This window comes from bacterium (assembly GCA_018830565.1).
GTDB lineage: Bacteria > UBA9089 > JAHJRX01 > JAHJRX01 > JAHJRX01 > JAHJRX01.
In genome coordinates this window covers 46,142-67,493 of sequence record JAHJRX010000079.1, presented here as the reverse complement: position 1 = coordinate 67,493, position 21,352 = coordinate 46,142, and the positions used below count along the sequence as shown (strand labels likewise).

22 protein-coding genes are annotated in these 21,352 nt (G+C 31.3%); 18 read left to right on the top strand and 4 right to left on the bottom strand.

Annotated elements, in window-relative coordinates; genetic code table 11:
- Positions 1–286: 286 nt before the first annotated feature.
- From KJ849_07815 to KJ849_07785, 7 genes are all read left to right on the top strand, one after another.
- Positions 287–1,246: a glycosyltransferase family 2 protein gene (locus tag KJ849_07815; protein ID MBU2600463.1), complete on the top strand. Its 960-nt coding sequence runs from the start codon at positions 287–289 to the stop codon at positions 1,244–1,246.
- A 31-nt stretch (positions 1,247–1,277) separates the two neighbouring features.
- Positions 1,278–2,795: a glycosyltransferase family 39 protein gene (locus tag KJ849_07810; GenBank protein MBU2600462.1), complete on the top strand. Its 1,518-nt coding sequence runs from the start codon at positions 1,278–1,280 to the stop codon at positions 2,793–2,795.
- A 100-nt stretch (positions 2,796–2,895) separates the two neighbouring features.
- A complete protein-coding gene (locus tag KJ849_07805; protein ID MBU2600461.1) occupies positions 2,896–4,008 on the top strand; it encodes a DegT/DnrJ/EryC1/StrS family aminotransferase in 1,113 nt (370 codons plus the stop codon).
- A 6-nt stretch (positions 4,009–4,014) separates the two neighbouring features.
- The gene (locus KJ849_07800) at positions 4,015–5,208 is read left to right on the top strand and encodes a glycosyltransferase family 4 protein (protein MBU2600460.1); all 1,194 of its coding nucleotides are present in this window, start codon (positions 4,015–4,017) and stop codon (positions 5,206–5,208) included.
- 20 nt (positions 5,209–5,228) lie between these two features.
- Positions 5,229–6,146, top strand: coding sequence for a class I SAM-dependent methyltransferase (locus KJ849_07795; protein ID MBU2600459.1), 918 nt, complete (start codon positions 5,229–5,231; stop codon positions 6,144–6,146).
- Between the two features lie 96 nt (positions 6,147–6,242).
- A complete protein-coding gene (locus KJ849_07790) occupies positions 6,243–7,529 on the top strand; it encodes a flippase (GenBank protein MBU2600458.1) in 1,287 nt (428 codons plus the stop codon).
- 18 nt (positions 7,530–7,547) lie between these two features.
- Positions 7,548–7,769 (top strand): hypothetical protein, encoded by a 222-nt coding sequence (locus KJ849_07785; protein ID MBU2600457.1) that lies wholly within the window; start codon positions 7,548–7,550, stop codon positions 7,767–7,769.
- Between the two features lie 109 nt (positions 7,770–7,878).
- Here the strand turns inward: KJ849_07785 and KJ849_07780 are convergent, their stop codons facing one another.
- From KJ849_07780 to KJ849_07765, 4 genes are read right to left on the bottom strand one after another with little or no spacing between them, the layout of a single operon-like run.
- Entirely contained in the window at positions 7,879–8,034 is a 156-nt protein-coding gene (locus KJ849_07780; GenBank protein ID MBU2600456.1) for a transposase, read from the bottom strand.
- Positions 8,019–8,249, bottom strand: a complete 231-nt coding sequence (locus KJ849_07775) for a transposase (GenBank protein MBU2600455.1) — start codon at positions 8,247–8,249, stop codon at positions 8,019–8,021. Before KJ849_07775 ends, KJ849_07780 begins: the two co-directional genes overlap by 16 nt.
- Before the next feature lie 33 nt (positions 8,250–8,282).
- Positions 8,283–8,483, bottom strand: coding sequence for a type II toxin-antitoxin system Phd/YefM family antitoxin (locus KJ849_07770; GenBank protein MBU2600454.1), 201 nt, complete (start codon positions 8,481–8,483; stop codon positions 8,283–8,285).
- Between the two features lie 10 nt (positions 8,484–8,493).
- Entirely contained in the window at positions 8,494–8,742 is a 249-nt protein-coding gene (locus KJ849_07765) for a type II toxin-antitoxin system RelE/ParE family toxin (protein MBU2600453.1), read from the bottom strand.
- A 562-nt stretch (positions 8,743–9,304) separates the two neighbouring features.
- On the opposite strand from KJ849_07765, the gene KJ849_07760 reads away from it, so the two are divergent.
- The 11 genes from KJ849_07760 to KJ849_07710 all read left to right on the top strand — a co-directional run bounded on the left by KJ849_07760 (position 9,305) and on the right by KJ849_07710 (position 21,348).
- Positions 9,305–10,711 carry a hypothetical protein gene (locus tag KJ849_07760; GenBank protein ID MBU2600452.1) on the top strand — a complete coding sequence of 469 codons (1,407 nt, stop codon included), beginning with the start codon at positions 9,305–9,307 and terminating at the stop codon, positions 10,709–10,711.
- A 79-nt stretch (positions 10,712–10,790) separates the two neighbouring features.
- Positions 10,791–11,789 carry a glycosyltransferase family 2 protein gene (locus KJ849_07755; GenBank protein ID MBU2600451.1) on the top strand — a complete coding sequence of 333 codons (999 nt, stop codon included), beginning with the start codon at positions 10,791–10,793 and terminating at the stop codon, positions 11,787–11,789.
- A 25-nt stretch (positions 11,790–11,814) separates the two neighbouring features.
- A complete protein-coding gene (locus tag KJ849_07750) occupies positions 11,815–12,942 on the top strand; it encodes a radical SAM protein (GenBank protein ID MBU2600450.1) in 1,128 nt (375 codons plus the stop codon).
- On the top strand, positions 12,935–13,615 hold the full coding sequence (locus tag KJ849_07745; GenBank protein MBU2600449.1) for a glycosyltransferase family 2 protein: 681 nt from the start codon (positions 12,935–12,937) through the stop codon (positions 13,613–13,615). The genes KJ849_07750 and KJ849_07745 overlap by 8 nt, the downstream gene beginning before the upstream one ends.
- Before the next feature lie 9 nt (positions 13,616–13,624).
- A complete protein-coding gene (locus tag KJ849_07740) occupies positions 13,625–14,731 on the top strand; it encodes an NAD-dependent epimerase/dehydratase family protein (protein ID MBU2600448.1) in 1,107 nt (368 codons plus the stop codon).
- Between the two features lie 15 nt (positions 14,732–14,746).
- On the top strand, positions 14,747–15,481 hold the full coding sequence (locus KJ849_07735) for a glycosyltransferase family 2 protein (protein ID MBU2600447.1): 735 nt from the start codon (positions 14,747–14,749) through the stop codon (positions 15,479–15,481).
- A gap of 4 nt (positions 15,482–15,485) precedes the next feature.
- Positions 15,486–17,081 carry a glycosyltransferase family 39 protein gene (locus KJ849_07730; GenBank protein ID MBU2600446.1) on the top strand — a complete coding sequence of 532 codons (1,596 nt, stop codon included), beginning with the start codon at positions 15,486–15,488 and terminating at the stop codon, positions 17,079–17,081.
- Entirely contained in the window at positions 17,074–17,793 is a 720-nt protein-coding gene (locus KJ849_07725; GenBank protein ID MBU2600445.1) for a glycosyltransferase family 2 protein, read from the top strand. The genes KJ849_07730 and KJ849_07725 overlap by 8 nt, the downstream gene beginning before the upstream one ends.
- A 6-nt stretch (positions 17,794–17,799) precedes the next feature.
- Entirely contained in the window at positions 17,800–19,443 is a 1,644-nt protein-coding gene (locus KJ849_07720) for a glycosyltransferase family 39 protein (protein MBU2600444.1), read from the top strand.
- Positions 19,440–20,615, top strand: a complete 1,176-nt coding sequence (locus KJ849_07715) for a polysaccharide deacetylase family protein (GenBank protein ID MBU2600443.1) — start codon at positions 19,440–19,442, stop codon at positions 20,613–20,615. Before KJ849_07720 ends, KJ849_07715 begins: the two co-directional genes overlap by 4 nt.
- 7 nt (positions 20,616–20,622) lie before the next feature.
- Entirely contained in the window at positions 20,623–21,348 is a 726-nt protein-coding gene (locus KJ849_07710; GenBank protein MBU2600442.1) for a polyprenol monophosphomannose synthase, read from the top strand.
- The last annotated feature ends 4 nt before the right edge of the window (positions 21,349–21,352 follow it).

The following is a 21,352-nucleotide window of genomic DNA, read 5'->3' as shown; positions in this document are numbered from 1 at the left end:
TCTTGCCCACTCTTTTTTGCTCATTTCGAAAATGTCCTTTTCTTCCATTTCTCCCTCCTTTTTTGAGGGATATTTTACATCCTTAAACAGGACATTTTCATTTTGCCAGATTAGGACATTTTCATTTTGGTATTACAGAAATATTTTCATTTGTGGCTAACAGGGATTCGGGCAAGGTAACGTCAAGAGTTTACACAAAATTCTTGACGTTATCACCTAAAAAATTGCCTTGACAAATGGGTCCACCTCAGATAATTATCTGAATAGTTGCTTTTTGGAGGTTAAAATGGAAAGTAATTTAAAGGTTAATATTTCTGTAATTGTTCCTGTTTATAACGAAGAAAATAATCTTTTAAAGTTTAATGAAGAAGTTACGGCAGTCTTAAGTAAACTCAATAAAATTTGGGAAATTATCTATATAAACGATGGTAGTGATGATGAGAGTGAAAAAATCTTAAGTAGTATAGCTGTCCAAGATCAACATATAAAAGTAATAAATTTCCGAAGGAATTTTGGTCAAACTGCTGCTTTGTCTGCAGGAATTAATCTTTCAAAAGGAGAAATAATTATACCCATAGACGCTGATCTACAAAATGATCCTCGCGATATTCCAAAGCTTTTAGAAAAGATTGAGAAAGGGTATGATGTGGTAAGCGGCTGGAGAAAGAATAGAAAAGATAAGTTTTTTTCTAAGAGGTTACCTTCTATGATAGCTAATAAGCTAATCTCTGTTGTTACTGGTGTACGTTTACATGATTATGGTTGTACCTTAAAAGCTTACAAAAGAGAGGTTATTAAAGACATTAAACTCTATGGAGAGATGCATCGCTTTATTCCTGTATATACTTCTTGGATGGGGGGTAAGATTGAAGAAATTATAGTTAATCATCGACCAAGGGTTCATGGAAGATCAAAATATGGAATAATAAGAACTTTTAAGGTATTATTAGATCTTATTACTATTAAATTTCTCTCTTCATATGCAGCTAAACCTTTATATCTCTTTGGTGGTTGGGGTCTTCTGTTTCTATGTAGTGGATTTATGTTCTTAATTATACTGATTTTAGATAAGTTTCTTTATGGTGTCTCTATGATTCGTAGCCCTCTATTGCTCTTATCGTCTATGTTAGTTATTCTAAGTTTTCAGTTCTTTTTAATTGGCCTTTTAGCTGAAATTATGATTAGAACTTATCATGAAGCACAAAACAAGAACACTTATACTATAAAGGATAGTTTAAATATTTAATCTCCATATTTAAAATAAGTTGATTGTTATTATGGCTAACTACAAAAATAAGATAACTTCGTTTATTAACCAGCAGAAATTTATCATATTAATTCTTTTTGGAGGAGCTTTTCTCCGCTTTTATCATTTAGGATTTGAAAGTTATTGGTTAGATGAAGGACAATCAGTTGATTGTGTATTAAATTTTAAAAAGTATTTTCAAGATTATTTTGCGGGAGATAATAGTAATCACCCTCCCCTCTATTACATACTCCTATATTTTTGGACTTATCTTGGTATTCATGAGTTTACTACCAGAGTATTATCAACGATAATAGGTCTTTTTACCATCTTAATAATTTATCAATTTACCAAAAAATTTTATGGAAAAAACACTGGTTTATTAGCAGCTTTATTCCTTTCTTTATCTACTTTTCATCTTCAATATTGTCAAGAAGTTCGAGAATATATCTTATTAATCCCTCTCTCTCTTCTTGGAATCTTTAGTTTTAATTCTTATTTACAAGAAAACAAACTAAAACATCTTATTCTCTTCTGCATCTTCTCTATATTAGGCTTCTGGACTCATTATTTTTATGCTTTTACTTTTGTCTATCTAAATCTTGTCTATCTATTTTTATTTAAAAAATACAAGCTAAGATTTAGAAACTGGTTTTTAGTTCAAATAATAATACTTATAACCATAGTTCCTATCTTAATTCCTGTTTTTAAAGTTTTCTTTATTCCAGTTGCTACAGGTGCTTCTACCGCCATTGATTGGCTAAAACCACCTAATATTTACAGTCTTAAAGATGTCTTTTGCTCTGATCTAAGTAGTATTAGCTTTTTGTTATCTAATCCAAACATAAGCTCTCTATTTAGAAAACTAGCTAAACTTTTATTTTTACTCCTTTTTATATGGGGATTTTTATATCCTATCTTCAGAAATAGTAAAAATTTAACCTTTGTTACAAACCATCTGGTTCTTTCTATCTATATCTTATTCTACCCTCTGTTTATCTACCTTATTTCTATCTACTTTAAACCTATTTTTAACGCTCGCTATCTTGTCTCCATCCTTCCAGTCTACCTAATAATAGTAGCCACTGGGGTAGATAATCTTAAGGTGTCCTTCTTAAAATACATGACCATTTTGTTTATTTTTATTATCTCTTTATCTTCTTCCTATGCTTTTTTTACCCAAGAAGCTTTTACAAAAGATCAATATCGCGAAGTTGCTTTATATATCCAAGAAAATGAAAAAGAAGGAGATATAATTTGTATTAACTCTGAGTGGCCAGGAGTGGTTTTTGGTGTCTACTATAATAATTATTACCATGGAGGTAATTTGAAAACTAAATACTTTTCAGATCAACAAAATCATTATTATCAACTATTAAGCTCTCTTTTAAAAAACCATAAAAGAATATGGCTTGTAGAAAGCAATATAGGAGTTTACAAAAATGAAAATATTAATGAATTTATAGAAAACAATTATTCTAAACTTAAGGAAGTCCTTGAATTAAACTTTGTTAAGGTAAATTTATATCTTTACAAAGTTTCTGGTTGATAAAATTATCTTTATAATAATACAACAAAGCTTCTCATTTGCAGGGTGAGCCGGCTAAGTGCTCAAAAACAAAAAATAGTCTATATTTGAAGATAATAAAATGATTCCAGTTTTTAAACCGTCATTTAACGATGAAGAATTAGAAGCCTTAAAAGAGCCATTTAAAAGTGGCTGGATTGGGTTGGGGCCAAAAACTACAGAATTTGAAAAAAAGTTTGCTAATTATATAGGAGTTAAATATGCAGTTGCAACTAACTCTTGTACCGCTTCTCTTCATTTAGCATTAAGACTAATGGAAATCGAAAATTATGAAGTCATAACAACTCCCATGACATTCGTTTCTACAAATCATGCTATTCTTTATAATAATGGGATTCCCGTCTTTACAGATATATATTCAGACACTTTAAATATTAATGTCGATGAAATTAAAAAAAATATAACAAACAAAACTAAGGCTATTATCACGGTGCATTATGGTGGTCATTCATGCGAGATGGATCTAATTTTGGAGATGGCAAAGAAATATGATCTTAAGGTTATCGAAGATGTTGCCCATGGTTGTGGAGGAGAATATAAAGAGAAAAAATTAGGTTCTATTGGAGATATTGGATGTTTTAGTTTCCATGCTGTTAAAAATCTTGCTACTGGAGATGGTGGAATGATTACCACAAATGATGCTGAAATATGTGAAAAACTTAGAAAGTTAAGATGGCTTGGAGTATCAAGAGATACATGGGATCGCGAAGAGAAAGATGAAAAATATTCATGGTATTATAGTATTGAAGATATTGGATATAAATATCATATGAATGATATTCAAGCAGCAATTGGTTTAGTACAACTTAAAAAATTAGACTCTATGAATAATAGAAGAAGAGAAATCTCTGAAGCATATACTAATGCTTTTAAATCTGTAAGTTGGATTGAAGTACCAACCATAAAGAAATATGCCAAATGTGCTTACCATAATTATGTTATCAAAACAGATTATAGGAATGAATTAAATATTTACTTGCAAGAAAAAGGAATATCTACAGGAGTGCATTATATTCCTAACAATCATTATTCTATGTATAGAAAATTTGGACAATTTACTCCAGTATCAGATAAAGTTTGGAAAAAACTATTAACCTTACCTTTATATCCAGATTTATCTGATTCAGATGTAAATATGATAATTGATACTATAAAAAAATTTAAAAAAAAGTGAGTTTTTATGTATAAGATTTTAATGATTGCTCCAACCCCTTTCTTTGCTGATCGTGGATGCCATACTCAAATCTATGAGGAAATAAAATCCCTTCAAAAATTAGGAAACGAAATTGTTTTATGTACTTATCATAGTGGAAGAGATATGGAAGGTGTTAATATAAAAAGAACGATAAACATTCCATGGTACAAGAAATTAGAAGCAGGCCCTTCATACCATAAATTTTATGTAGATATTTTATTGCTCTATAAATCGTTAGCAGTTGCTAAAAAATTTAAACCTGATATTATACATGGACACTTACATGAAGGTGCCTTTATTGGCTATTTTGTGAGTAAATATACTAAAAAACCTTTACTCTTTGATTTTCAAGGTAGTTTGGTTTCTGAATTAAAGGCTCATAATTTCATTTCCGAAGGAACTACTTTTTATAAACTTATGTATTTTTTTGAAAAAAAGATCCTTTCTAAATCAAACCTGATAATTACTCAATCCACGCAAATGAAAGATCAAATTATAAATGAGTTTAAGATAAATAAAGAGAAGGTACTGCTCTCTATGGATGGTGTTGATACGGATATTTTTAGACCAGGTTATGATGTAGAAAACTTACGTAATAGCCTAAATCTTTCAAAGAATAAGAAAGTAGTAGTTTATATGGGCCTTTTGGCAAAATATCAGGGAGTTGATTGGTTGCTTGAAGCAATACCATATATTCTAAAAGATATAAATGATGTTCACTTTTTAATAATGGGTTATCCGAATGTTGAATTTTACAAGATGGTTGCCGAGAAATATGGAATATTAGGTAACATTACTTTCACTGGTAAAATAAATTATAAAGAAGCACCCATGTATCTTGCTTTAGGAGATATTGCAGTGGCTCCAAAAATTGCAGAATCAGAGGCTGATGGTAAGTTATACAATTATATGGCCATGAGATTACCTATTGTTTGTTCAGATAGGAATATGAGCAAAGAAACATTAGGCGATCTTGGAATCTATGCCAAAAAAGAAGATCCAATCTCACTTGCCAATGGAATAAAGAAACTTTTAAAGGATGAAAATCTTAGACAAGTTTTAGGAGAGAAACTAAGAAAAAAAGCTGTTGATGAATATTCGTGGGACAGTGTAGCTAAGAGAATAATGAATGCTTATAGGATCATTTCTCCAAAAAGTAAACCTCAGAGAATAATTTAAGAAAAGCATAAGGAGTATATATGAATTTTAATTATCCTTGTCCAGTTTGCAATTCAGAATGCAGGGTTATCATTAACGATGGAAAAGACTATTTTATCTTGAACGGTAATTCTCCGACATTTGGAATTGTTTATTGCAACAATTGTGAAATAGGAATATCTGTTCCTCCAATGACCAATGAAGAACTCTCAGATTACTATCCCAAAGATTATGAAGCATATAAACCTAAAAAATCGTTCCCTGCATGGCTTCAAACAAAAAAATATAGAAGTGACCTAAAAATAATTAGAAAAATAGTAGGTAAAACAAATTGTTCGTTATTTGAAATCGGATCTGGGAGAGGCGAATTTTTAAATGAAGCAAAAAAAAAAGGATTTCATGTTGAAGGTATTGAACCTAGTAAGAGCGGTGTAGAATATGCAAAACAAAATTACGGAATTATACTACAGCAGAGATATGCGTCGGATATAATATTTAAAAAAAAATATCACGTAATAGTTATCAGACATACATTAGAACATCTTAATGATTTTTTGGGTTGTTTGAAAAATATTTACCATAACGGAATTGACGATAATGGTTGTATGTTTATTAAAGTACCGCGATTTGATTCACAAGAATTTAAACTTTTTGGAAAATTATCGTCAGGGCTTGACCTTCCAAGGCACAGAGTACATTTTACAAAATTAGGTATTGAAAAATTATTAATAAAAATTGGTTTTAATAAAATAGTAATAAAATCTGAAATTGTGCCATCTGACATAATCAGAAGTTTTTTATATTACAGTAAATATGGAAAAAAACTTTTTCCAAAGATATTTGCTGTAATATTCAGTAGAATGCCGTATCTAGTAAAAATGATATTTGCCCAGATAATAGGAACACTATTATCACCTTTTGCCGCCGGAAGAATGATAATAACTGCAAGAAAATCATAAAATCTGCGCTCTAACTTTTAATCTTCGTATTCTGGTAACCTGAGTAACTACAATTAAGAAGAAAATATTTTAAACTTTCTCCAACGGTGTTAAAAAATGTTTGCCATAGTAAACTATTTTATTAAAAATAAATTAGCAAAGGAAGTCTTTTGGAGTTTCTCGACTAAAGGTGTCTCTTTTTTATTATATCTTTCATTAAACATTTATCTTGCCAGAACTTTGAAGGTAGAAAAATATGGAATGTGGTCTTTTTTTTATTCTATATTCACTATCATCTTATTTTTTTCTTGTTTTGGAATAAGTTCTTCTGCCCAAAAATATATAGCCCAATATAGTGGAACAGAAAAACTTAGTGTAGTATTGAAAAATTCTTTAAAATTAGGCTTGATCTTTAATTTAGCTTTTGCCTTCTTACTATTTTTTATTCACAACTTTCTGGCAAACCTTATTGGCAGACCTGAATTTGCTACACTTTTTTTATTTTCTTCAGTATTAATTTTGTCTGCTGGATTTTTAGAATTATTAAAAAATATTTTCATAGGACTACATAGAATAAGGTTTAATTTTATCATTGCCTTAATAGAATTTGGGTTAAAGTTAATATTAACCATAGTATTTTTAAATTTTTCTCTTAAATTGCTGAGTGTGTTGAGTTCTTTTGTTGGGGCTACGACGATATCTTTTACAATAGGAGTTTATCTACTTTATAAAAATTTTTATAATAAAAGCATGTTACCAGAAAAGGAAGATTTTACAAAAGATATTCTCAAGTATAGTTTGCCTCTGTTCGTTGTAGGTATAAATTATTTGGTTTTAACAGAAATCGATACTGTCATGCTGGGATTATTAAGCACTGATAGAGAAGTTGGTATTTATGCTGTGGCAAAACAGATTGCAGGCAATCTACCACATATAAGTCTGGCTATGGCTATGGGAGTAATGCCTGTTTTTGCAAAGTTAAACAAAGAAAATAAGAAAGAACTCGAAAGGTTATTTCATTCTCTATTAAAAAGAAATTTTTATATTTTTTTACCTATAGCTGTTACGCTTTTGTTCTTTTCAGGATTTTTTATACCATTTATTTTTGGAATAAAATATCTGCCTTCCGTTCTACCTCTTCGAATTTTAACTTTATATGTGATATGCCTTTCTTTCTTAGTGTTTTTTGATGCTTTTTTAAATTATCAACAGCTTGTACGGAAAAGAGTTGTCAATATGAGTATTTCTATGGCTATAAATATCATCTTAAATATTTTTTTAATACCTAAATACGGTGCTGTAGGAACAGCGATTGCTACAGCTGTTTCTCAAATACCTTGTACCATCTTAAATTGGAGAGAAGTAAGGAAACAATTTAGTTGTGAGTTGTTGACAAGTAAATAACTATAAATTAAGAATGATTTGACGATTGAAGAAACTCCCTTAAATACCAGAATAAACCCCGTTAGATGTTTACTATCTAACGGGGTTTATTCTGTAGTGGTAGAAGAAAGAATAGACAATACCATACATATTATATACAATGGTATTGAACTCAAATACAAAAAGATAGAGAAAAGACCATTAAAACCAAAAGAAGAAAAAGAGCAATTAAAGATAAGAAAGATGATATTTCTCCAATAGATCATCCATGGAGAAGATTTAAGATAAACCCATATAAAAGATCTTTTTTATCTAATACAAAATAGGACATTTCTATTTGTGGCTAACAGATTTTAGGGTTCTTTCGTAATTATTGTAGATATCTCCTATGATTTAGTAACCCGCAAGGCTGGTGAATTTTCAGCCTAAAGGACTCAACATCCTTGTATCCGTGAGCTATACGTTTAAGCTGCTTAATTTTATTGTTAATCCCTTCTGATATAGCCGAGCTTATCTTTTTCTTAATTGGATAAGTTCGTCTTTATTGTCCTTCGTCTTTCTTTTATTACCGTTAAATATATCTATAATTCTTTCTCTTAGAATATGCTTCCAATTTCTAATTTGACCGGCGTGAACCTGGTATTGACTGGCTAATTCAGATGAAGTTTTTTCCTCTTTGATAGCCTCCAGAGTAACTTTGGCCTTAAATGCTGGTGAATAATTTTTTCTTAAGTTTTGCATGGGGACCTCCTTATTTTTGGGGTCCACTATAATTTATTCAATATCTAATTCTTTCTTTGTTTCATTAAATGAAGTGGTGGGAGCATTTGCTTCTTTTATTTTAGCATCGCGGAGTGCTTTTAGTCCTTCGTAGTCTTCAAGTTCCTCTTGAATTTGTATAAATTCTTCGTAAGGTATTACAACAAATTCTTTTTTCCCGTCTTTTTCTAATATCTTTGTATGTAGCACTACCATTTTCCCCTCCTTACCGATAGGCTTCTTTTCTGTGCATAATTCGATAAATAATTATCCTCTCGTTTTCTGTTTCGAAAAGGATTTTATAATCACCTGCGCGTAAACAATATTCAGGAGAATAGTTAGTAAGTTTTTTTACATCTCCTTGTAAGGCATCTGATAATATCTCAATCTTTGAAAATATCAATCGCAATATCTTTTTGTTGATTGATTTGCAGTCCTTTATCACCCTTGGCTTAAACTCAATCTTGTACTTGATAAAGAAATTATACCATTGTGCATAAAAAATAGCTATTTTTTTTTGAGACGGGTAGTGTAAAATAAATTGTGTAAATTCCTCCTTGCTTAGAAAAGAAAAAGGACGTATCCTCCATAATGCAAAAACCAAAGAAAGGAGGAACACGCCCATGTCAATGTTAAAACCATTAACAAAGATTAATGTAGCAGATTCATGGAAGGAGGTCAAGGACGAAGGTACTCTCTTACGAATTCCCTAACTTTGTAAAAAGATAGTAGAAATAGATTATTTTTAGAGAAGAAGTAAAAGAGAGAAAAGAGAAAGTAAAAATAGGTTCTTTCGTAATTATTGTGAAGTAATTGTTGTAAGGTGTTGAAAGATAAGGAGTAAATAAAAAAGTGGATAAAAAAAGTATCGGATATAGTAGTTATTAACGAAAACCTTATATAAAAAATAATACCAAACAACAAAAGATAAATTTGCTTGGAGTCAAATTAATTTGCTCTATGTCAAATTTTCATTTTGGTGTTACAGATATTTATTTTTCTTGACATTAAAATCATCTTAGGTTAGTTTTATTTTTATGCTAATTATGCTAAAAAAATATCAAAAAGAAATCTTAATATTTTTAGTAATATTTGTTAGCTATACCTACTTCTTTCACCTCGCACCCCATGTTAATTCCTTGAGCAGATATAACCTTACTCGAGCTATAGTCTACGAAGGAAGGCTTACTATTGACAGCTACCACCAAAATACAGTAGATAAATCCTTATATCAAGGTCATTATTATAGCGATAAGGCCATTGGTACTTCTTTATTTGCTCTTCTGCCTTGCTGGCTGATAAAGATTTCTGGATTAAAGGTAGGCATAAATTTTATCTATTACTTACTCAGAGTAATAACTGTATCCTTACCTTCAGCTCTATTTGCCGTGATCTTTTATAGATTTTTAGGATTATTTAACCATTCTTCTAAGTATAATATCTGGTTAACTTTTGCTCTTTCCTTGGGCACTCTTTGTTTTCCTTATTCCACCTTATTTTATGGCCATCAACAAGCTGCTATACTTTGCTTTATCTCTTTTATCTTAATTTATTTACTAAAAGATAACCTTATTCCTTCTTCTCTTGGTACCATCTTAGTAGGATTTTTTTCTGGATTAGCCTTAATCACCGAATACACTTCCGCCATAATAATTATGCTCTTGTTCATCTACTTAATAATTACTCTACCTGAAAAAAAGAAGCTCTGGCTTTACTTTCTTTTTGCCTTACCTTCCCTTATTCTTCTTCTGATTTATAACTATTTATGCTTTGAAAATCCTTTTGATGTAGGATATGCCCACCAAGCTCCGGAAATAGCTGCAAAAGCTATGGGAAAAGGTTTTTTTGGCTTTAGCCTACCTAAACTAAGTATCTTATATCAGATTCTCTTTAGCTCTTATCGGGGTGTATTTTATACCTCCCCTGTTCTCCTTTTTAGTATTCTTGGATTTTACTATCTTTATAAAGAAAGACATCTCCGAATGGAATTTTATATCTGTCTTATTTCTACCATAACCCTTTTTTTATTAAATTCTTCTTTTGCGGCTTGGCATGGAGGATATGGAATTGGTCCCAGATATGTAATCCCCATGTTACCTTTTATGGCCTTTCCTATCATCTTTATATTTAACAAAAATAAACACTACTTTAAGCTTTTTCTCCTTTTAACTTGCCTTTCTATCTTCTTAATGTTTATCACGGTAATGATTGATCCAGAAGTTCCTCAATTCTTTGAACATCCTATTAGAGACTATATACTACCCCAAATTTTTAATAATCATTTAGACTATAATATAGGATTTTTTCTTTTCTCAAAATCAAACTTGATATCTATTCTCTCTTTATTTACCATTATCTCAATTTTGAGCATCTTGATATATAAGCATTCAGCCGTTAGATGCCAGCTTTGTCAGCCAGGACAAGAAAACAAAAGGGAGCAGTAAGTATTAGACTCTCTTCTGGAATATCCTGAAATAAGTTTAGGACAAAATCTAAAAGTTGAAAGTGAAAGAAGTTAACTATATGGCAGATAATTTAATCTCTATTATTGTGCCGGTGTATAATGCTGCTTACACTCTTAAAGAATGCTTATCAGCTATCTATGCTTCTTGTTATCCTAACCTTGAAGTCATAGTCGTCGATGACTGCTCTACTGATCATTCTCTAAAAGTAGTCCAAGAGTTTCCTTGTAAAATTATTAAACTTCCTGAAAATAGCGGGGCTGCAGTAGCTCGGAACGAAGGAGCAAAACTAGCTCAAAGTGAGATATTATTCTTTATTGATGCTGATATTATCATTAATCCTGATAGCCTTTCTTTAATAAAAGAAGATTTTAAGAGGGGGAATATTTCAGGAGTAGTTGGGCTTTTGTCTCCTCAATTAAGGTATAAAAACTTTGCCAGTCAGTATAAAAACTTATGGATGCACTATACCTATAAAATCTTACCAGACTTTATAGGGGTATCTTATACTAGTATTACTGCTTTTAAAAAAGATGTTTTTTTAAAGTTAGGCGGGTTTGATAAAAGATATAAAGAGGCTAATGTAGAAGATACTGAATTTGGCCAAAGACTATTAACTCAAGGCTACAAAGTTTACTCTAATAAAAAGCTTGAAGCAGAACATATAAAGCATTATAATTTAAAGCAAGTTTTAAAATTAGACTTTAAACGTTCTTATGAACTTACCATAATGTTTATAAGAAACTTCTTTAAAAAAGAAAGACAAAAAAATTATACTTCGGTCCCTTTTTCATTTATCCTTAGTCTCTTTCTTGTCTATTTTGGTCTTTTGTTACTGGTACTTTCACAAGCTTTATCAAGCTTTTATCTTTTGATCGGTGGTTTATTAGCTTTAATAGTAGCGGTATTTTCAAATATTAATTATCTACTATTTTTGAAAAAAGTAAATGGACCTTTGTTTATGCTGAAGAGTGCTTTATTTATTTGCCTTGATTCTTTTGTTTCAGGTTTAGGAGTAATATCTGCTTTTTTGGCTTATTTATTAGGGAAAAGATATTAAAAAATAGATAAGAAGGAGAACAAAGATGAAGTCTTTAAGTTATCTCAAGTATGCCAAGAAGATGTTTTATAAGAAAGATAGTTTACCTCTTTACTTAGTCTACTTCATTACCTTAAATTGCAACATTAAATGTAAACATTGTTTATTAGGCGATCTTCCTCCTACTAAGGATGAACTTACTATTGATGAGATTGAGAAGATTTCTCAAAGTATGGATGACTTCTTATTCTTACTTCCCACAGGTGGAGAGCCTTTTTTAAGAAAAGATATTGCTGAAATAGTAAGAATATTTCATGTTAATAATAAGATAAAGATCGTGGGTATTCCAACTAATGGTTCCTTAACCCAAAGAGTGGTGGAATCTACTAAACTAATCTTAGAAAATAATCCTAACTTAGAGGTTACAGTCGATGTTTCTATAGATGGTATCAGTGAAGATCACGATCATATTCGGGGAGTTAAGGGTCTTTTTCAAAAGACCATTGCTACTTATAAAGAACTTAGGGAATTAGAAAAACATTATAAGAATTTTAATATTAATGTAGAGACTACAGTCTCTTCTTATAATGATAGTAAATTATTCGATATCTATCATTATGCCACCAAAGAATTAGAGGCAAAAAACTTATTTACTTTACTTTGTCGGGGTAAGCCTCGAGAACCATCCTCTAAATTCTTTAACATTAATAACTATGAAAAGTATGCCCAACTTTTAGAAAAGAGTATTAAATCACAAACCTTAAGTGGTTACGATAACTTTCCATTTTGTGATATAATTAATGCTAAAAGAATAATCCGCCACCAAATTATTACCAAGTTAGTTAGAGAAAATCAGTACCAAGTTCCTTGTTACGGCGGTTCTTTAGGTGCAGCTATCCTTAGCAAAGGAGAGGTGCTTCCTTGTGAACTCCACAATGATCTGCCATTAGGGAACCTTCGAGAAGTTAATTATGACTTTAAGAAGATCTGGTTTAGTGAAAAAGCTAATCATGCTCGTCAATACATTCAAAAATCTAAGTGTTTTTGTACCTATGAATGTTTCCTGACTATTAATATCTTATTTAATCCTCGGCTTCTACCAAGAATTTTAAAAGAATACTTAGCTATAAAACTAGCTAAGATCTTAAAAAGATTTGGTGGTAAAGATGTATAAAGATAAGAAAATATCGTTAGTTACCCCTTGTCATAACGAGGAAGAAGGAATTAAGGCAATCTTAGTCAAGATGCCTGAGATAGTAGATGAGATTATTGTGGTAGACAATAACTGTACTGATAAAACAGTAGAAGTAGCTAAAAGTTTTGGTCATAAAGTAGTAGTGGTGGTAGAAAAAAAGAAAGGTTATGGAATAGCTTACCAAACAGGTTTTAAGGCTGCCACAGGTGATGTTATTGTCACTATGGATGCTGATGGAACTTATCCTCCAGAAAGCATTCCTTTACTACTCTATATTCTCTTTGAAGAAGAAGTAGCCTTTATTACTGCCCGCCGTTGGCATTCTAATGCTGGAGAAAAGAAGAGCTTTTTAAGAGTCTTTGGAAATATTGTTCTGAGCACCGTCTTAGCCATCTTATTCTTTAAAGTAATTGTCGACTCTCAATCTGGAATGTGGGTCTTTAAGAAAGAGATCTTAAATAAGATAAAACTCACCAGTGATGGTATGGCTTTATCCCAGGAATTAAAGATTGAGGCTTTTACTAACCAGACCATTAAAGCTATTGAGATACCTATCTACTATGGTCAGAGAGTAGGTAAAAGTAAGTTAAACCTTTGGAAGGATGGTTTTGGTAATTTATTCTTCTTATTTAAAAAACGGTTCTTTAGATAGGATAAAATTATGAAAGCATTAGTTACTGGCGGAGCAGGCCTTATAGGTTCTCATCTGGTCGATCTTCTTTTAGAGAGAGGATTTGAGGTAAGAATCTTAGATAGTCTGGTTAAACCTACTCATTTAAAAGGCAAACCCCCCTGGATTCCCAAGGAAGCAGAGTTTATCCTTGGTGATATGCGTAAGATGGAAGATGTGGATAAAGCTTTAGAAGGAGTAGATTATGTCTTTCACCAAGCTGCTGAAGGTGGTTTTATGCCAGAAGTTTCTAAATATGTCCATGCCAATTGCTTAGGAACTGCTATTCTCTTAGAATTAATTATTAAAAAACACCCTGTAAAAAGATTAGTAGTTGCCTCTTCTCAAGCTGTTTACGGAGAAGGGAAATATAGCTGTTCTACCCATGGTCCAATTAATCCTAACTTACGAGCAATGAATCAACTTGCTAAAAGAGAATGGGAAGTTAAATGTCCTTTTTGTAATTTAGATCTTAAGCCTTTGCCTACTGATGAAAATTCTCATATTGGAGCTGAAACTACTTATGCCATCACTAAGTATACCCAAGAAAGATTAGTCATTGGCTTAGGAAAGGGGTATGGCATTCCCACTGTAGCCCTTAGATACTCTGTAACTTATGGGCCCAGGCAATCTATCTTTAATCCTTATACAGGAGTATGCTCTATCTTTTCAACGCGGATGTTAAATAATCTTCCTCCCATTGTTTATGAAGACGGCTATCAAACCAGAGACTTTATCTATGTAAGAGATGTAGCCGAAGCCAATCTTTTAGTAGCAGAAAAAGATGAAGCTATCCATCAAGTCTTTAATGTAGGCACAGGAGGGCAAACTACTGTCTTAAAACTTATTCAAACTTTAGCCCATAAATATAATTTAGAGATAAAATCTTTAATGAAGAATGAGTTTCGACCAGGAGAGGTTCGCCACTTATTTGCAGATAACAGTAAATTAAAAGCTTTAGGTTGGAAACCTAAAATTACCATAGAAGAAGGAGTAGACCGGTATGTAGAATGGATCAAAACTCAAAGTGATATTAAAGAATATTTCACTGAAGCAGAAGAGCAGCTGAAAAAAATGAAAGTAGTAATGAAGACTTAAAATAAAGGAGATAATATGCACTCTAAAAGAAAAGTTATTGCTATACCACCAGCTTTTAACGAGGAAAATAGAATTGGCCAGGTAGTTAAAAAAATCTCTAAAGATGTTGTAGATGTCATTTGTGTCGTCGATGATGGTTCTACTGACCGTACTGCGGCGGTGGCTAAAGAAGCTGGAGCAGATATAGTGATTAGTCACAAGCAACGACGTGGATTAGGAAGTGCCATTAGAACAGGTATTGATTATGCTATCTCTAACCACTTTGAGATCATAGTGATCTTAGCTGGCAATGATAAAGATAATCCAGCAGAAATTCCTCTCCTTTTAGATCCTATTGTTAAAGAAGACTATGACTATGTTCAAGGCTCTCGTTATTTAGAAGGAGGAAGATATGGCCAGATGCCTTTACATCGAGTTATCGGTACTCGCCTTTACCCTATCCTTCTTAATATAGCTACTTTAGGTAAGTCTAAAGCTAGCGATGCTACTAATGGTTTTCGAGCTTATAAGACCAGCCTCTTTCAAGATAAAAGATTGAATATTTGGCAAGATTGGTTAGATGGTACGGAATTAGAGTTTTACTTACACTACCAAGTAGTTAAGTATGGTTATAAAATAAAAGAAGTTCCAGTAAGTAAGCTCTACCTACAAGTTAAAAAATATAAAGAATATACTAAAGTAAAACCTATTGTTGATTGGTGGAAGATCTTAAAGCCTTTGGTTTGTTTAACCTTAAAAATCAAAAGCTAACCTTATGAAAAAAACAACTTACTTATTCTTAATCTTAATTATACTACTGGCTTGTTTTCTCCGTTTTTATAATCTTACCAATAAAGGTATCTTCTTAACCGATGAAGGTAATTATCTTCAAGAAACTCAATTTGTGGTAAGTGGAATCCAAAGTATCTTTAATAAAGAAGATCTTCAGAAGACGCGCATTCAAACAAAAGGCATTGCTTTAAGGCATAGCAAACCAACTCACACTCTTTTAATTTCTGCCCTGGCTCTTTGGGAAGGAAAGGTCAACGAATATGTAGCTTTTATCAACTCAGCTATATTTGGTGTCTTAACTGTTATCTTATTGTTCTTGATCGCTAAAAATATATTTAATAAAGAGATTGCTTTGATTTCTGCTTTAATCTTAGCCCTATCTCAATATCATGTAATGTATTCCAGAGAAGGTTTAGCTGAAGTGGATAGTGTCTTCTTCTTTCTTTTTTCCTTCTTCTTTTATCTAAAAAGCTGTAAGGATGACACTAAGTATAAGTTGCTTTTTTTAGCTATTTCAGGACTTCTGGCTGGAATTGCTTATACTTGTAATTATCGGCTCTTTTTAATACCCGTATTTCTATGGATATATGAAATTGTCTACTTCTTTAAAAAACCACCTTTATTATATAGGGACCTGATCAATCGGATCCTTATTCTTAATCTCTGCATGGTTTTGCCTATCTTATTATTTGAGGTGCCATACCATTTAGCTCTTCTTGTTTTTCGAAGAAATAATGGTGTTCTCCCCTTCCTTACTTATTTTGAACAATTATTTGAACACCTCTTCTTTTATGGAAGTAAAAGTAATTTAAACTTTAATGATATTTTAACTTATCCATATCTTATTTGGCACTTAGAAGGTCCTATTATCACCCTTCTACTCATTATCGGCTTGATCTTTTTATTCATCAAGATGAATTTGCATAAATTTTACATCTTACTTCAATTTTTACTTCCTTTTATCTTCTTTAGCCTCTTTGAAGAAAATAATGCTCGTCATTTAGCTATTTCCTTGCCAGCTATGGCTTTAACCTCAGGATATGGTCTTTATCATTTAAACCAGAACCTTAAAAAAAATATTGATAAAATTATCATTCTTCTTATTTTAGGAATTGGAATTTATAATTGCTCTCACCTTCTTTATTTAAAATCTGGGTTTAACGAAGCTTATCAATTCTTAAAAGACAAGAAACATCTCAGTACCCATTGGTGGGTTTCTACCTTTTATGTTGACCATAAATTAGTAGCTGATTTTAGAAAGGTCAAAACTAAAGAAGAGTTAAGAAGGTTTTATCATCAAGGTTATGATTATTTATTGGTGGACATTATGAAGTATTTCAGCCATCCTTGGCCTAACTGGTTAGGAGAAAAAAGTCAGTTGTTAGTTGATATTGAAACTAAGTGTCAACCTCTTTATACTACTTTTGATAATCGAGGTACTCATCTTCAAGTTTGGTTTGAACATAACATTTCTTTTAAAAAGACTAAGGAGTACTTTAATAATGTTCCTTGGAAAGAAAAAAATTATATTAAGATCTACGATCTAAAAGAATACTTTTCTGGAGAAAAGATTGACTAAGATAAAGAATAGCATTTCTATTATTATGCCTGCTTATAATGAAGAAGAAAATATAGAAGAAGCCATCACCAGTTCTTTAGAAAACCTATGTAAACTTACTTCAAATTATGAAGTAATCATCGTTAATGATGGCAGCGTGGATAAAACTTTTGAAAGGGCCACTAATATTTCTAAAAATAATCCGGCGGTGAAAGTATTGTCTTTGGTTAAAAATGAAGGTATGGGTAGCGCCATTCGATTAGGAATTAAACAAGCTAAAAGTAATCTATTATTTATTACTTGTGCTGATAATCAATTTAATATCGCTGAACTTGATAAGTTTTTACCTCCTTTCTTAGATATGAATGTAGATAATGTAGATATAGTAATTGGGACGAGAATTAATAGAAAATATACTCTTTTTAGAAAGGTTAATACCAGAGTTTATAATTTCTTAATATGGTTACTCTTTGGTGTAAGGTTTAAAGATCCAAGTTGGGTAAAGCTTTATAAAAGAGAAGTCTTTGACAAAATAAGTATTACTTCCCCTGGCTTTTTTTGGGATATCGAAACTTTAATTAAGGCTAAAAGAGAAGGCTTTAAGATAAAAGAAGTAGATGTTTCTTCTTACCCTCGCACCAGAGGTGTAGCCCATGGAAGTAATCCTATAAAGATTGTTAAAACTTTTTTCAATATGGTCCATTTTTGGTTTCAACTAAAGTTTCATAAATGAATAAAAATGAATAAAAAACTATTTCTTTATCTTTTGTTAATTATAATCTTGTTTTTAGGGGGTCTGCTTAGATTTTATCACCTCAAGGAAAAAGGCTTTTTCCTTACTGACGAAGCTGCTAATTCTCGAGAAGCAGTCTTCGTAGAGAGTCTATTTAGCCATACTTTTAAGAGTCTTTTCTTTAAAAATATTACCGATCAAGAAAGAGCTACTTATATCTCTAACCACCTGGAGGGATTACCTTTAGCTAACCCTAAGCCTGGCCATGCAAGTTTAATTGCTCTATTTGGTACTTTTACGGCCGGGGTAAAAGATTATACCAGTAGTTTAATGTCTGCTTTTTTTGGATTAGCTACTATTTTTTTAATCTACCTCTTAGGTAAATCACTTTATTCTTCTCAGGTAGGAGTATTAACAGCCTTTTTACTATCTATCTCAGGATATCATTTATTATATTCTCGACAAGGAATAGGAGAAATAAATACCCTCTTTTTCTTTGTTTTAGCTACCACCTTATACTTACAAAGCATCAAAGACAAATACTTCTCTTTATGGTATCTTGCTCTTTCCGGTCTCTTTATAGGAATAGCTTATAGCTGTAACTACCGTTGGATATTAATGCCGATGTTCTTCTTTTTATATGAATTATACTTTTTCTATAGAAAAAGGCCTTACTTCTCCACAGAAAATCTGAAGCGGTTTTTAACCTTATCTATAGCCATGATCTTACCTTTGGCTATCTATGAATTATTTTACCATTTAGTATTAATCATTTTTAGGAGAGCCAACGTTATCTTTTCCTTCAGAACATATTTTGAATTATTATTCGATAATTTTTACCGATTTGGGGGTAGCGCAAGTTTTAATATTTATGACTTTATTTCTTACCCTTACTATTTGTATAAATTAGAAGGAATAATTATTTGTTTATTACTTATTTATGGAGTATTTAAACTCATCAAATCTTATCAACCTCTTCATTTTATTATTCTCTCTCCATTTCTTATTTCTTTAATCTTTTTTGGGTTCTATAGCGCTGACTTCCCTAGATTCTTTGTTATTGCTCTACCAAGTATCTTCTTAATTATCGCTAAGTCTTTAGAAGATTTAATTAAGTCCTCAACATCCCGTAAAAAGAAGATCTTGATCCTTATCTTGATCTTAATTGGTATCTTCTCCGTACCTAAGATAAGAAATATCTTAAGTTTAAATTCGGGTTTAAGGGAGTCATTTAAATTTTTAGAAAGTTTAAAAGATTTAAAACATATTACTACTCACGAACAAGTTTCTCTTTTTTATGTTAAAGACCCTAAGTTAGTCAAGGATATTCGCAGTATTAAGAATTTAGCTAATTTAAAAGATTTGTATGGTGAGGGTTACCACTACTTATTAGTCGATACTCAAAAATATATAACTAAATTCCCCCACTTTCCTTTAGAAAGTTCACCTCTTCTTGTCAAGATAGAATCTAAGATAAAACCTATCTTGGTAATTAAGGAAAATAGAGGCCTTTATTTTCAATACTGGTTTGAACATTGTGTTGTTTCTTTCTCTAAAACCTTAGCTTTTTTTAAGAATGTTGATAAAAAAGAAGTCTCTGAAGTAAGAATTTATCATCTAAAAGATTTATTTAAGAAGGAGAAGCTATGAAAAAAAATATTTTTTTCTATCTTATCTCCTTAACCTTTTTATCTTTATTTTTGGTTAATACCTCTACTGCTTCCCAGACTATACCTATCTTAACTTACCATAGTTTTTGTAAAAAAAATTATAGAAGAATAAATATTCCACCTCAACAATTTTTGGAACAACTTCAATTCTTAGCTTCTCAGGGTTATCAAGTGATACCCTTAGAAAGGCTAATAGAAGCTTTAAAACTTAAACTACCTCTTCCTCAAAAATCAGTAGTCATTACTATCGATGACGGGTGTAAGACTGTTTATGAGGTAGCTTTTCCTTATTTGAAAAGATTTAACTTTCCAGCTACCTTATTTTTAACCCTTAATTTTGTAAATAAAGATTTTTCTTGGGAAAAAATAAGGATGATGGAAGCAAGTAAAATAATTGATACCCAGGGACATTCAAAAACCCATTACCCTAGAGCCCTGGTAAGAAATTTTAAGACTGAAATAAAAAAATCTTATCTTAAACAATTAGAAAGAGAACTCTTGGAATCAAAGAAGATTATTGAGAAAAAACTAAATAAAAGAGTAAAATACTTAGCTTATCCTTATGGTAAATACGACCAAGTGACGATTGAAAAAGCTAAGGAATATGGATACGAGGCTTTATTAGCCTGTCATGGAGGAACTAATACCTTAAAGGCTGATCCTTTTAATTTAAATCGTTTAGAAATACATAATAATCTTGATTTAAAAAAATTTGCTTCAATCTTAAATATTAAACCATTAGAAGTCGACTACTTAAATCCACCTTTAGCTACCTGGACATTTTACAAAAAACCTAAGATTTTTGCCCTGCTTAAAGAACCTGTTAATTTAAGTAACTATCAAATAACAGCTACCTTGGACGAAAAAACACTTCCTTATAATTATGACCAGGAGACTAAAAAACTTAGTTTAATCCTTAAAGCTCCTTTAATTCAAGGAACTCATTTCGTCGCAATCCAACTAATAAATAAGCACACTCTTCAAGTTGAAAAGGAAGTAGGTTGGGTCTTTACCAGGCAAGGCATTCCTTTTATTACTGTAAAAAGCATTGAAATCTTTTTAAAGATTCTTACTCTTTTAGCAATAGGCTCAATCTTGGTCATTATTATCATCAAAACAATTAAAAAAACACCCTTTAAAGACTTAAGGTGATGCCTATATGTCCAAACCATTAATCTTAATTCCTACTTATAACGAAGCTAAAAATATCGAAGTATTAATTAACCAGATCTTAAGTCTAAACATAAGTTGTCTTATCTTGGTGGTAGACGATAACTCCCCTGATGGCACAGGAAAGATTGTCGATAAATTAGCTCTTCGTAATACTCAAATAAGGATAATTCACCGCCAGGGAAAACGAGGTAGAGGCCTGGCTGGAATCGAAGGAATGCTCTACTCTTTCCAAGAAAAAGAGATTGATTGTCTAATAGAGATGGATGCTGACTTATCCCATGATCCTTCTTATATTCCTGAATTTTTAAAAGAAATTCAAGACTATGATCTGGTTATCGGTTCAAGAACTATTAAAGGAGGAGCAGAAAAATATCGTCATATTATCAGAAAATGGATAAGCCTTTTTGCCCATGTATACCTAAGATTAATCTTAGGACTTAAAGTAAGAGATCCATCCTCTGGATATCGTTGTTTTAGAAAAGAAGTCTTAGCTAAGATAAGATTAGATAAGCTTATTTCTCAAGGACCTTCTTTGGTTTCAGAAATTCTTTACATAGCTAGCCAAAAAAATAACTTTTCCATTAAAGAAATACCTATCATCTTTGAAGATAGAAAATTTGGTGATTCTAAACTAACTCTTAAGATTTTATTACAAAATTTAATATTTCCTTTAAGGCTTCGGTTAAATTCTTTATTACAGAAGTTTAAGTAGTAAG

What these genes read in the sequence shown, in the direction of transcription:
- KJ849_07815 (MBU2600463.1), top strand. Translation starts at nt 287, where the DNA reads ATGGAAAGTAATTTAAAGGTTAATATTTCTGTAATTGTTCCTGTTTAT.
- KJ849_07810 (MBU2600462.1), top strand. Translation starts at nt 1,278, where the DNA reads ATGGCTAACTACAAAAATAAGATAACTTCGTTTATTAACCAGCAGAAA.
- KJ849_07805 (MBU2600461.1), top strand. Translation starts at nt 2,896, where the DNA reads ATGATTCCAGTTTTTAAACCGTCATTTAACGATGAAGAATTAGAAGCC.
- KJ849_07800 (MBU2600460.1), top strand. Translation starts at nt 4,015, where the DNA reads ATGTATAAGATTTTAATGATTGCTCCAACCCCTTTCTTTGCTGATCGT.
- KJ849_07795 (MBU2600459.1), top strand. Translation starts at nt 5,229, where the DNA reads ATGAATTTTAATTATCCTTGTCCAGTTTGCAATTCAGAATGCAGGGTT.
- KJ849_07790 (MBU2600458.1), top strand. Translation starts at nt 6,243, where the DNA reads ATGTTTGCCATAGTAAACTATTTTATTAAAAATAAATTAGCAAAGGAA.
- KJ849_07775 (MBU2600455.1), bottom strand. Translation starts at nt 8,249, where the DNA reads ATGCAAAACTTAAGAAAAAATTATTCACCAGCATTTAAGGCCAAAGTT.
- KJ849_07770 (MBU2600454.1), bottom strand. Translation starts at nt 8,483, where the DNA reads ATGGTAGTGCTACATACAAAGATATTAGAAAAAGACGGGAAAAAAGAA.
- KJ849_07760 (MBU2600452.1), top strand. Translation starts at nt 9,305, where the DNA reads ATGCTAATTATGCTAAAAAAATATCAAAAAGAAATCTTAATATTTTTA.
- KJ849_07755 (MBU2600451.1), top strand. Translation starts at nt 10,791, where the DNA reads ATGGCAGATAATTTAATCTCTATTATTGTGCCGGTGTATAATGCTGCT.
- KJ849_07750 (MBU2600450.1), top strand. Translation starts at nt 11,815, where the DNA reads ATGAAGTCTTTAAGTTATCTCAAGTATGCCAAGAAGATGTTTTATAAG.
- KJ849_07745 (MBU2600449.1), top strand. Translation starts at nt 12,935, where the DNA reads ATGTATAAAGATAAGAAAATATCGTTAGTTACCCCTTGTCATAACGAG.
- KJ849_07740 (MBU2600448.1), top strand. Translation starts at nt 13,625, where the DNA reads ATGAAAGCATTAGTTACTGGCGGAGCAGGCCTTATAGGTTCTCATCTG.
- KJ849_07735 (MBU2600447.1), top strand. Translation starts at nt 14,747, where the DNA reads ATGCACTCTAAAAGAAAAGTTATTGCTATACCACCAGCTTTTAACGAG.
- KJ849_07730 (MBU2600446.1), top strand. Translation starts at nt 15,486, where the DNA reads ATGAAAAAAACAACTTACTTATTCTTAATCTTAATTATACTACTGGCT.
- KJ849_07720 (MBU2600444.1), top strand. Translation starts at nt 17,800, where the DNA reads ATGAATAAAAAACTATTTCTTTATCTTTTGTTAATTATAATCTTGTTT.
- KJ849_07715 (MBU2600443.1), top strand. Translation starts at nt 19,440, where the DNA reads ATGAAAAAAAATATTTTTTTCTATCTTATCTCCTTAACCTTTTTATCT.
- KJ849_07710 (MBU2600442.1), top strand. Translation starts at nt 20,623, where the DNA reads ATGTCCAAACCATTAATCTTAATTCCTACTTATAACGAAGCTAAAAAT.